The organism is Salipiger sp., assembly GCF_059781815.1.
Genome location: NZ_JBYNAH010000171.1, coordinates 1 through 11763, shown reverse-complemented (window position 1 = coordinate 11763; position 11763 = coordinate 1). Strand labels below are relative to the sequence as shown.

Genomic DNA, 11763 nt, shown 5'->3' with positions numbered 1-11763 from the left:
TGCCGCCCAGCCCGGCGGTGCCGTCCGAGACCGCCGCGGCGAGTTTCTCAAGCATTCGCGCGACCCGTGACGTCCCACCGCCCGCCAGCGCGCCGCGGGCACCTGCGGTACGGGCGGCAGCGGACGGCGATCCGGCGAAGCGCCCGCCCCTCGCAGCGGACGATGCAGCCACATCAAAGCCGGCGCCCAAGCCAAAGAAAACCAAGAAAAAGACGCCGCAAGCGCCGGCCCCGGAAGTAAGCGCGGCACCCGTCCCTCCTGCGGAGGGGCCGGAGCCGCTGCAGGTCCTCGCAATGCGCCGCAACCGGGGCGAGGATCCGGGGCCGGCGACAGCTCAGCTCGCAGCCGCCGCGGCGGCCGCCGATCCCGAGGAAGAGCGCCGGCGGATGACGGTGTTCGGCGCGCGCGAGCAGGAGATCGGCGGCAAGCCGCGTTTCCTCGGGCTGATGCTGACCGCGGCGCTGCTGCTCTTCATGGCCGCGGTTGCGGCCTGGGCCTCGGTATTCCTCGACGACGGCATCTCCGGCCTGTTCCGCAGCAACGACGAGAGCACCGCCATCGCCGCCGCCATCCCGGTCGACGAGACGCCGGGGGTCACGCCCGAGGCCGAGGCGGCGGACGATCTCACCGAGGCCGACCCGGCGATCGGGGCAGAAGCCGTGCTCGAGGCCGCCGCCCTGCTCCCCGACCCCGTCTCGGAGCCCACGCCCACGCCCGCGAGCGCCGCGCAGACCTTGTCGCCGGAAGAGGCCGCCGCGCGCTATGCCGCCACCGGCATCTGGCAGCGCGCCCCCACCGCCCCGCGCGAACCCGGCGCGGACAATGTCGACGATCTCTACATTTCCTCCGTCGATCCGGCGGTCGGGCAGTTTGACGCCATCGCCCTGCCGCCGGCGCCGGGCGCCAACACAGATGCGACGCTTGAGCCCCTGCGCCTGCCCCCGGGGCCGGACGTGCGCTTCGATCTCGATCCGCGCGGGCTGGTCCGGGCAACGCCCGAGGGCGCGATCTCGCCCGACGGGCACCGCGTGTTTACCGGCCCGCCGCCGCAGGTGCCGCCCCAACGCCAGAGCGTTGAGGACGAGGCCGCCGTCGCGGCAGCGCCCCCCGACGCCGCCATCATCGCGACCAACCCGCTGCGCGACAGCCGCCCGCGGCGGCGCCCCGGCGATCTGGTCGAACAGACCGAGCGCGTCTCGCTGGGCGGCATCTCTGTCGCGGAGCTGGCGATCAAGCGCCCGGTCCGCCGCCCTGCCAGCGTCGCGGGACAGGCTCCGGTTGAGGCCGTCACCGAAGACATCGCGGCAGCGTTGGAAGAGGCGCTCGAAGCGCCCGCGCAGCCCAGCGGCACCGCGCGCGCGGTGGCTAGTTCGCTCGAGCCGCAGACCCGGCCCGGCAACATGTCGAGCCTCGTGCAGCAGGCGGCGCGGCGCGACACCCGGCAGGTGGCGACCGCATCCGCCGCGCCCGTGCGCATCCAGCCCGGTCCGCGCGTGCCGCAGAACGCCAACGTGGCCCGCGAAGCGACCACGGCGAACCAGATCAACCTGCGCGACATGAACCTGATCGGCGTCTTCGGCAGCGCCTCGAACCGGCGCGCGCTGGTGCGGCTGTCGAACGGGCGGCTACAGAACGTCAAGGTCGGCGACCGGCTCGATGGCGGCCGGGTGGCGGCCATCGGCGATGCCGAGCTGCGCCTCACCAAGGGCGGGCGCAACATCGTGCTGCGGATGCCGCGCGGCTGAGGCCCGGCGACGCCTTCACAGAAGATCCGTGATTACGGCAGCTTACGCCAAGACCTTCGCGTAGGGCTTGTCAGAACGGGACGTCGTTCTCGGCGTGGACAAACCGCGCGACGACCTTCTTGACCCCGGCCTTCTCGAAATCGATTTCGAGCTTGTCGCCCTCGATGCCGATCACCGCGCCGTAGCCGAATTTCTGGTGGAACACCCTCTGCCCGGTCTCGAAGGCCGACACCGCCTGCAGGTCGATCACCGTGTTGCGGCTCTCGCGCGGCTGGCTCACCGGGCGCTGGCCCGAGCGCTCCTGCAGCCGCTTCCAGCCCGGCGAATTGTAAACATTGGCCTCGGCCGCACGGCTCTCGAGCCCCGAGCCCGCGCCATAGGGCGCCGCGGCGCCGAAGCCGCCGCCATAGAGCCCCGGCGGGGTCAGCACCTCGACATGCTGCTCGGGCAGCTCGTCGATGAAGCGCGAGGGCAAGGCGCTCTGCCACTGGCCAAACACCCGGCGGTTGCCGGCAAAGGAGATCGTGCAGAGCTCTTCGGCGCGGGTGATCCCCACGTAAGCCAGCCGGCGCTCTTCCTCGAGCCCCTTCTGTCCGCTCTCGTCCATCGAGCGCTGCGACGGGAACAGCCCGTCTTCCCAGCCCGGCAGGAACACCACCGGGAACTCAAGCCCCTTGGCGGCGTGCAGGGTCATGATCGAGACCTTGGCACCGCTCTCCTCGGTCTCGTTGTCCATGATCAGTGCCACGTGTTCGAGGAAGCCCTGCAGGTTCTCGAACTGCTCGAGCGCCTTGACGAGTTCCTTCAGGTTCTCGAGCCGGCCCGGCGCCTCGGGCGTCTTGTCGTTCTGCCACATGGCGGTGTAGCCGCTCTCGTCGAGGATCATCTCGGCGAGCTCCATATGGGTCATCCGCGGCGCGCCGCGCCGGGTCTCGCCCACGGTCAGCGGCTCCTCGTTGTCGATCACCGCGTCCTCGATGCCGTCATCGGCCAGCTCGCCGCCGCGCAGCACCGGGCCGAGCATGGTCTCGCGCCAGCGCGCGAGGTTCTCGCAGAGCTGGCGCAGATGGCCGCCGCCCTTGCCCTTGATCCGCCCCTCATCGACCGCGATGCGGGCACCGTCGAGCAGCGACACGCCAAACTCGCGCGCGGTGTGCTGGATCAGCTGCTGCGCCTTGTCGCCGAGACCGCGCTTGGGGGTGTTGACGATGCGCTCGAAGGCGAGATCGTCATCGGGCGAGACCACGAGGCGGAAATAGGCCATGGCATCGCGGATCTCCATGCGCTCGTAGAAGCGCGGGCCGCCGATGACGCGATACGGCAGGCCGATGGTCAGGAAACGGTCCTCGAAGGCGCGCATCTGGTGCGAGGCGCGCACCAGGATGGCGATGTCGTCGAGCGATTTGGGGTCGAGCCCGCGGGTGCCTGTCTGCAGCGACTCGATCTCCTCGCCGATCCAGCGCGCCTCTTCCTCGCCGTCCCAATGGCCGATCAGGCGGACCTTTTCGCCGCCCTCGGCCGCGGTCCAGAGCTCCTTGCCGAGCCGGCCCTCGTTGCCACGGATGACGCCGGAGGCGGCGGCGAGGATATGCGCCGTCGAACGATAGTTCTGCTCCAGCCGCACCACGTGGGCGCCGGGAAAATCCTTTTCGAACCGCAGGATGTTGCCCACTTCGGCACCGCGCCAGCCATAGATCGACTGGTCGTCATCGCCGACGCAGCAGATGTTCTTGTGCCCGCCCGCCAAGAGCCGCAGCCAGAGATACTGGGCGACGTTGGTATCCTGATACTCGTCGACGAGGATGTAGCGGAACCAGCGCTGATATTGCTCGAGAATGTCGGGATGGGCCTGAAAGATCGTCACCACATGCAACAGCAGGTCGCCGAAATCGCAGGCGTTGAGCTCGCGCAGGCGGGTCTGGTACTGCTCGTAGAGCTCGGTGCCGCGGTGGTTGAAGGCCGAGGCCTCGGAGGCGGGCACCTTGGCGGGGGTCCAGGCGCGGTTCTTCCAGTGGTCGATCAGCCCAGAGAGCTGCCGCGCCGGCCAGCGCTTTTCATCGATATTGTTGGCCGAGAGCAGCTGCTTGAGCAGGCGGATCTGATCGTCGGTGTCGAGGATGGTGAAATTCGACTTGAGCCCCGCGAGCTCGGCATGACGGCGCAGGAGCTTGACGCAGATGGCGTGGAAGGTGCCGAGCCACGGCATGCCCTCGATCTGCTGGCCGAGCATCCGCCCCACCCGGGTCTTCATCTCGCGCGCGGCCTTGTTGGTGAAGGTCACCGACAGGATCTCGTTTGGGCGCGCCTTGCCGCTGACCAGCAGGTGCACGATGCGCGAGGTCAGCGCCTTGGTCTTGCCGGTGCCGGCGCCTGCGAGCATCAGCACCGGCCCGTCGAGCCGTTCGACCGCCTCGCGCTGCGCCGGGTTCAGATCGTCGAGATAGGGCGCCGGGCGCGCGGCCATGGCGCGCGCGGACAGCGAAGCGCCTTCGAAGGCGTCCATGTCATCGAAACTGCTCATGGCCCCAATCTAGCGGTTGCGGCGCGGGATGGAAAGATGGCGTTCGCGCAATGTTCTCACCAATCTTTCAAGCCATGCGCGAAGCCGTCACGGTCTCTGTCAGGCCGCCAGAAGCGCACGCCGGTTGCGGCGATGGCGCAAAACCAGACGCTTGGCGCGCGGCCCCTCGATCAGCGGGCGCGAGGCGGTCGGCCGCAGGCTCGCGAGGTCCGGAAACAGCGCGTGCAACTCGGCCCGCAACGCCTCGGGCAATCCGCTCAGGCTGCGGTCTCCCAGATAGAGCGATTCCGCGGGCGCGCCCTCGGCCAAGACGATCTCGTGGCGGTCGAAGAGAAGATGATAATAGGCCACCTGCTCGGCCGCGACCTGCGCGATGCCTTTCAGATGGCGCAGCTGTCGGGCCGCGACGAGCACCTCGGATGTCCCGCACATGCGCTCTGCGATGCGCGAGCGCAACAAGAGCCGGTGCTGCGGCGACACCACCAGATCGCGCAGCGGCAGCCCCTGCCCCAGCACCCCGGCGCGAATGCGCATCGGATTGAGCTGCGGCGCGCGGGCGAGATCATCCGCGCCCAGCACCCGCTGCCCGATGAACCGCAGCGGCTGATCGCCGGAATCGAGCGTGCAGACAAGGTCGCCCTCGCGCAGATCCTCGACCGCGATCTCGCCCCGAGGCGTCGCGATGCGGGTCCCGGCTGCGAAACACATCACCACACCATTGCTGTCGGTCAGATGCGCATCGTTGCCGATGCCGTCCTGCCCGCCATAGTCGGCATAGTTGCTGTCGGTGGTGAACTGCGTCTGGTTCGGCGTCCCGTCGAGATCGTCGCCATCGATCTGGGTGATCTCGGTGCCCGGCTGGTAGACCCCGGCATCGCCCGCCACGTATTGCCCGGTGCTGGCGTCCCAGGCCCGCGAGATCGCCACGCCGACGGGATCGTCCTCGATATAGAGGCCGGTGACACGGTAATAATAGCCGGTGTCGGGGTCCTGGGTGATCACCTCCCAGTCGGCCTCGACCCGGGAGCCGGCCGCATAGGTCGTGCCGTTGATGGTCAACGGCGCGATGAGGTCAGCGCCGCCATCGTCGGGGAAATCGCCATCGGCGGTCTCCGCCGCCACATCGCCGGCGCTCGAGAACGACATCACGTCGCCGATGGTGGTGCCGACGGTGCTGGTGTCGTCCGATTGCGACCCGCTGACGGGGTCCGCCCCGGTGATGCTGGACAGCGCGACGATACCGAACCTGAATGCCATGAACAGACGTCCCCTAGCGCCAAACGCGAAACCAAACCCTTGAAGGCAACGGATTGCACGATCAGTCGGCTGAATTATGACAATATTTCGGAAATTCGACCGAACGAGCGCCCAACTTTGCAAATGTATCTGATCTGCATGTTAAATTTGCAAACCCATCTTGCGCTGCATCGCGGCATCGCGTTCAATCCCGCCGTTGGTCCGGAGTGAGACCACCAAGGAGGAAGTACAAAGAATGTCCGAGTTTCAGAAGATCCTCATCGCGAACCGCGGCGAGATTGCCATCCGCATCATGCGGGCGGCCAACGAGATGGGTAAGAAGACCGTTGCCGTCTATGCCGAAGAGGACAAACTCGGACTTCACCGCTTCAAGGCCGACGAGGCCTATCGCATCGGCGAGGGGCTGGGCCCGGTCGCGGCCTACCTGAGCATCCCCGAGATCATCCGGGTGGCCAAGGAGTCCGGGGCCGACGCGATCCACCCGGGCTATGGCCTGCTCTCCGAGAACCCGGAATTCGTCGATGCCTGCGTCGAGGCCGGCATCACCTTCATCGGCCCCAAGGCCGAGACCATGCGCGCGCTTGGCGACAAGGCCTCTGCCCGCAAGGTGGCGATCCAGGCCGGCGTGCCGGTGATCCCCGCAACCGAGGTGCTGGGCGACGATTTCGACGCCATCGCCAAGGAGGCCGAGGAGATCGGCTACCCGCTGATGCTCAAGGCGAGCTGGGGCGGCGGCGGGCGCGGCATGCGCCCGATCGAAAGCGGCAAGGAGCTGAAGGAAAAGGTGCTCGAGGGACGTCGCGAGGCCGAGGCGGCCTTTGGCAATGGCGAGGGCTATCTCGAGAAGATGATCACCCGCGCCCGCCACGTCGAGGTGCAGATCCTCGGCGACAAGCAGGGCAACATCTACCACCTCTACGAGCGCGACTGCTCGGTGCAGCGCCGCAACCAGAAGGTCGTCGAGCGCGCCCCTGCCCCCTATCTCTCCGAGGCGCAGCGCGAAGAGCTCTGCGAGCTCGGCCGCAAGATCTGCGCCCATGTGAACTATGAATGCGCCGGCACCGTCGAGTTCCTGATGGATATGGAGACCGGCAAGTTCTACTTCATCGAAGTGAACCCGCGGGTGCAGGTCGAGCACACGGTGACCGAAGAGGTCACCGGCATCGATATCGTGCAGGCGCAGATCATGATCGCCGAGGGCAAGAGCCTGTCGGAGGCCACCGGCAAGGCCTCGCAATATGACGTGAAGCTCACCGGCCACGCGCTGCAGACCCGGATCACCACCGAGGATCCGACCAACAACTTCATCCCCGATTATGGCCGCATCTCGGCCTATCGCTCGGCCACCGGCATGGGCATCCGCCTCGACGGCGGCACCGCCTATGCCGGCGGGGTGATCACCCGCTACTACGACTCGCTCTTGGTGAAGGTGACGGCCAAGGCGCCGACGCCCGAGAAGGCGATCAAGCGCATGGACCGCGCCCTGCGCGAGTTCCGCATCCGCGGGGTGAGCACGAATATCGACTTCGTCATCAACCTGCTCAAGCACCCGACCTTCCTCAACAACCAGTACACCACCAAGTTCATCGACACGACGCCCGAGCTTTTTGACTTCAAGAAGCGCCGCGACCGCGGCACCAAGGTGCTGACCTACATCGCCGACATCACCGTCAACGGTCACCCCGAGGTGCAGGGCCGCGCCCGCCCCGCCGCCGAGCTCAAGCCCGCGCGCCCGCCGGAGCGCCGCGTCGAGATCACGCCCCCGGTCACCCGCACCCTGCTCGAGGAGAAGGGCGCTCAGGCGGTGGCCGACTGGATGGCGGCGCAGAAGCAGCTGCTGATCACCGACACCACCATGCGCGACGGCCACCAGTCGCTGCTGGCGACCCGGATGCGCTCGCTCGACATGATCAAGGTGGCGCCGGCCTATGCCGCCAACATGTCGAACCTGTTCTCGGTCGAATGCTGGGGCGGCGCGACCTTCGACGTGGCCTACCGCTTCCTGCAGGAATGCCCGTGGCAGCGCCTGCGCGACATCCGCGCCAAGATGCCCAACATCATGACGCAGATGCTGCTGCGCGCCTCCAACGGCGTGGGCTACACCAACTATCCCGACAACGTGGTGCAGAGCTTCGTGGCGCAGGCCGCCGAGAGCGGCGTCGACGTGTTCCGGGTGTTCGACAGCCTGAACTGGGTCGAGAACATGCGCGTGGCGATGGACGCGGTGATCGACAGCGGCAAGATCTGCGAGGGCACGATCTGCTACACCGGTGACATCCTCGATCCCGACCGCGCCAAGTATGACCTCAAGTACTATGTCGAGATGGGCAAATCCCTGAAGGACGCCGGCGCGCATGTGCTGGGGCTGAAGGACATGGCGGGGCTGCTCAAGCCCTCCGCCGCCGGCCCGCTGGTCAAGGCGCTGAAGGAGGAGGTCGGCCTGCCGATCCACTTCCACACCCACGACACCTCGGGCGCCGGCATCGCCACCATCCTCGAGGCGGCGCGGGCCGGGGTCGACGCGGTGGACGCGGCGATGGACGCGCTTTCGGGCAACACCTCGCAGCCGACGCTGGGCTCGGTGGTCGAGGCGCTGCGCCACACCGAGCGCGACACCGGGCTCGATGTCGACGTGATCCGCGAGATCTCGAACTACTGGGAAGCTGTGCGCGGCCAGTACGCCGCCTTCGAGAGCGGCCTGCAGGCCCCGGCCTCGGAGGTCTACCTGCACGAGATGCCGGGCGGCCAGTTCACCAACCTCAAGGCGCAGGCACGCTCGCTCGGGCTCGAGGAGCGCTGGCACGAGGTCGCCAAGACCTATGCCGACGTCAACATGATGTTCGGCGACATCGTCAAGGTGACGCCGTCCTCGAAGGTGGTGGGCGACATGGCGCTGATGATGGTGAGCCAGGGGCTGACCCGCGCGCAGGTCGAGGATCCGAAGAGCGACGTGAGCTTCCCCGACTCGGTGATCGACATGATGCGCGGCAATCTCGGCCAACCGCCGGGCGGCTTCCCCGAGGGCATCGTCAAGAAGGTGCTGAAGGGCGAGGCGCCCAACACCGAGCGCCCGGGCAAGCACCTGCCGCCTGCGGATTTCGCGGCGCTGCGCAAGGAGCTTCAGGACAAGTTCCCCGATGTCGAGTTCGACGACGAGGATTTCAACGGCTATCTGATGTATCCCAAGGTCTTCACCGACTACGTGGCGCGGCACGAGGAATACGGCCCCGTCCGGGTGCTGCCGACGATGACCTATTTCTACGGCATGGCGCCCGAGGAACAGATCACCGCCGAGATCGACCCGGGCAAGACGCTCGAGATCCGTCTGATCACCGTGGGCGAGACCCAGGACGATGGCGAGGTGCGGGTGTTCTTTGAACTCAACGGCCAGCCGCGCACGGTGCGGGTGCCCGACCGCAAGGCCAAGGCGAGCTCGACCGCGCGCCCCAAGGCCGAGGTCGGCAACCCCAACCACATCGGCGCGCCGATGCCCGGCGTCGTGGCCTCGGTCGCGGTGCAGGCGGGGGCGCAGGTCAAGGAAGGCGATCTGCTTCTCACCATCGAGGCGATGAAGATGGAGACCGGCCTGCACGCCGAGCGCGACGCCACCGTCAAGGCCGTGCACGTGCAGCCCGGCGGCCAGATCGACGCCAAGGACCTGCTCATCGAGCTGGAGTGATCGCGGGTCCGGGTGGGGGCTTCGTGGCCCCTGCCCGGGCTTCGCTCTTGTGGCGCGGGCGGCAGGGGGCGCTGCCCCCTCTTGGCGCGGAGCGCCAATTCACCCCCGGGATATTTTTGGCCAGAAGAAACACGGGGCGTGGCGACGGTTTGAGCGCCGCGTGTGGCCACCGCCCTTCCGCCTGACGGGATCTTGCAGGAGTTGGACTTGCTGAAGAGCGGGGACGCTGCGCCGGTGCGCGGGTCGGCCATCGGGCTGTGGGCCGGGCTGCGCTGCGTGGGCCATGGGGCAAAGGCTTGAGCGGGAAAGTGGCGTATTCCACCGGCTGGAATACGCCACCGCGCTCCGGGGAGCGCCCTTCTGTGTGAGCCGCGAGGGAAACTGCGGCGCGCGGTCAGAAGAGTTTCGACAGGCTGACCTTGAAGGTCCGGCCGGGGGCCTTCCGGGAGGCCAGATGCGAGGTGTAATCGAGGTCGAAGGCGTTCTCCAGACCGAAACGGATCTCGGTGCCCTCGAGCGCCCCGTCCTGCGGGCTCCAGGTGGCGCGGAGGTTGTGCACCGTGTAGTCGTCCACGTCCTCGAGCAGCGCATCATGCGCGCCGGTGGTGTGGCGGACCTCCCAGCTCAGGTCGAGCGCCTCGGTCCACTTGCGGCCCACGGTCAGGCCCACCGTGGTGGCCGGCAGGTTGCGCCAGTCGGTCGAGGAGGTGTTGTAGACCTTCTCCTTGCCCTCGGCGGTGGAGCCGTGGAGGTCGAAATACACCCCGTTCGACAGCCCGTAAGAGGCTTCGAGCTCGTAGCCGTAGGTCTGCACCTCGTCGAGCAGCGTGCTGGTCGAGCCCGACATGGTGTAGCTGGTCACGTCCCAGAGCTTGGTGTCGTAATAGTTCGCCCGGATCGAGAAATCGTCGCCCGCGGTCAGCAGGTCGCGCGCCGCGTAGGAGGCGCCGATCTCGTAGGTCTCGGATTTCTCCGTCGTCGACATCTTGTAGGCCGCCGCGTCGCTCGATCCGAGATCGTCGATGATCGGCAGGCCCTCGGTGTGCGACCAGCTGCCGAACACCGAAACGCCGTTGTCGAACTCATAGGCCAGCGCCAGCCCGCCCATCAGCGCGTCGTTCTCGAAGGTGCCGTAATCGCCGGCGCTCTCGACCTTGGCGGTCTCGTAGCGCAGCGCCGGCGTCACCGTGAAGCCGCCGAGCCGCATCTCGTCGATCAGGAACAGCGCGAAGCGGTTGTCCTCGCCGCCCGGCGCGCTGGCGGCATCGTTGTCGGCCCGCACCCGGCGCGAGACCTCGGCACCGCTGCGCAGCGCGTGCGACAGCAGGCCGGTGTCGAAGCGGGCGGTGTTCTTGACCACCAGCTTGGTGGTCTCGTAGCGCTGCTCGGCGTTCACCGTGGCCGCGAGGAACGGCCAGGTCGGCGTGGTCTCGAGCGGCGAGGAGCCGGAGACGTAGCTGTAGTCGATCTTCTGGTCGGCGTAGGAGAGCTGCGCGGTGAGGTCGATCAGATCACTCGCCGGGTTGTAGCCATAGGTCAGCGAGGCCTGCCGCGTGTCGGTCACACGGTCGACATTGCCGAAGCTGCCCGAGGTCGTGCCGAAGGTGTCGTAGGGCACGTCCTTCTCGTCCGAGACGGTGCGCGAATAGGACAGCGTGATGCTGTGGGCGTCGGTCTCGCCGAAGGTGAACTTGCCCTTCAGCAGCCCCGAGGGCGTGGCGAACTCGCTGTTGCCGATCACGTCGCCATTGCCGTCGACCTGATCGTCCTGCTGCCGCCAGGTGTAGTTCAGCAGGAACTCCGCGCGCTCGGTCGGCTGCCAGGCTATCGTCGTCGAACTGGTGATCCCGGCGGTGTTCGAGCTGAACTCAAGCGTCTGCCCGACCCGGACCCCCGGCACGCCGCCGGTCAGGTCCGAGGCGTCCTTGGTCTCGAGATTGACCACGCCGCCGACGATGCCCGAGCCGTACTCGAAACTGCCCATGGTGCCGCGCAGCACCTCGACCTGGCGGTAGAGGAACGGATCGGTGAACAGCTGGGTGCCGATGCGGTAAAGCTCTTCCGAGCCCACCGAGGCGCCGTCGATCTGGATCGCGATCTTCTGGTCGTTGCCATAGGTCGAGTTGGCGCCGTAGCCGCGGATGTTGATGCCCGAGCCCTGCGGCGTCGAGCCGTTGATCAGTGTCACGCTCGGCACCGTGTCGACCAGCTCGGCGATGGTGCCGGCCTGCCGGTCGCGGATCTCGGTCTCGTCGAGCGTGGTGGTCGAGACCGCGCCGCCAAGGCTCAGGTCGCGTTTGCCCGGCGTCAGGTAGAGCGTGCCAAGAAAGCCGCTCGTCGCTTCCTGCGACTGGGCCGGCATGGCGCAAAGCGCCAACATGAGCGCGGTGGTGCCGCGCAGCGTGCTGCGTGTCATTGGGATGTCCCTTCGGTCAGCTTTGGTCTTGTTGGGTCGCTGGCGCGGAGGGCTGGCTTTGCTCCGGCAAAGGCGCATTTTTGCGGCCTCTTTCCGGTTGATGCTTGCGGTGATTAGATTGTCCGAGTAAAACAGTCAAGATCGA

5 protein-coding genes are annotated in these 11763 nt (G+C 67.5%); 2 read left to right on the top strand and 3 right to left on the bottom strand.

From position 1 onward, the window contains the following. Positions 1 to 293 precede the first annotated feature (293 nt). Entirely contained in the window at positions 294 to 1745 is a 1452-nt protein-coding gene (locus AC6RA4_RS17825; RefSeq protein WP_500162664.1) for a hypothetical protein, read from the top strand. Between the two features lie 70 nt (positions 1746 to 1815). On the opposite strand, the gene AC6RA4_RS17820 is transcribed toward AC6RA4_RS17825, so the two are convergent. Together AC6RA4_RS17820 and AC6RA4_RS17815 are read right to left on the bottom strand one after the other, a co-directional pair. After that, entirely contained in the window at positions 1816 to 4266 is a 2451-nt protein-coding gene (locus tag AC6RA4_RS17820) for an ATP-dependent helicase (protein WP_500162662.1), read from the bottom strand. Positions 4267 to 4365: 99 nt separating this feature from the next. After that, on the bottom strand, positions 4366 to 5523 hold the full coding sequence (locus tag AC6RA4_RS17815; RefSeq protein ID WP_500162661.1) for a Hint domain-containing protein: 1158 nt from the start codon (positions 5521 to 5523) through the stop codon (positions 4366 to 4368). 235 nt (positions 5524 to 5758) lie between these two features. Between AC6RA4_RS17815 and AC6RA4_RS17810 the strand changes: the two genes are divergently transcribed. After that, complete coding sequence (locus AC6RA4_RS17810) at positions 5759 to 9202, top strand: pyruvate carboxylase (RefSeq protein ID WP_500162659.1); 3444 nt, start codon at positions 5759 to 5761, stop codon at positions 9200 to 9202. Between the two features lie 394 nt (positions 9203 to 9596). Here AC6RA4_RS17810 and AC6RA4_RS17805 read toward each other — a convergent pair whose 3' ends face one another. Then, entirely contained in the window at positions 9597 to 11618 is a 2022-nt protein-coding gene (locus tag AC6RA4_RS17805) for a TonB-dependent receptor domain-containing protein (protein ID WP_500162656.1), read from the bottom strand. Positions 11619 to 11763: the final 145 nt, after the last annotated feature.

Bases quoted from the DNA above. Each gene is read 5' to 3' on its own strand.
- AC6RA4_RS17825 (WP_500162664.1), top strand. From the start codon at position 294: ATGCGCCGCAACCGGGGCGAGGATCCGGGGCCGGCGACAGCTCAGCTC.
- AC6RA4_RS17820 (WP_500162662.1), bottom strand. From the start codon at position 4,266: ATGAGCAGTTTCGATGACATGGACGCCTTCGAAGGCGCTTCGCTGTCC.
- AC6RA4_RS17815 (WP_500162661.1), bottom strand. From the start codon at position 5,523: ATGGCATTCAGGTTCGGTATCGTCGCGCTGTCCAGCATCACCGGGGCG.
- AC6RA4_RS17810 (WP_500162659.1), top strand. From the start codon at position 5,759: ATGTCCGAGTTTCAGAAGATCCTCATCGCGAACCGCGGCGAGATTGCC.
- AC6RA4_RS17805 (WP_500162656.1), bottom strand. From the start codon at position 11,618: ATGACACGCAGCACGCTGCGCGGCACCACCGCGCTCATGTTGGCGCTT.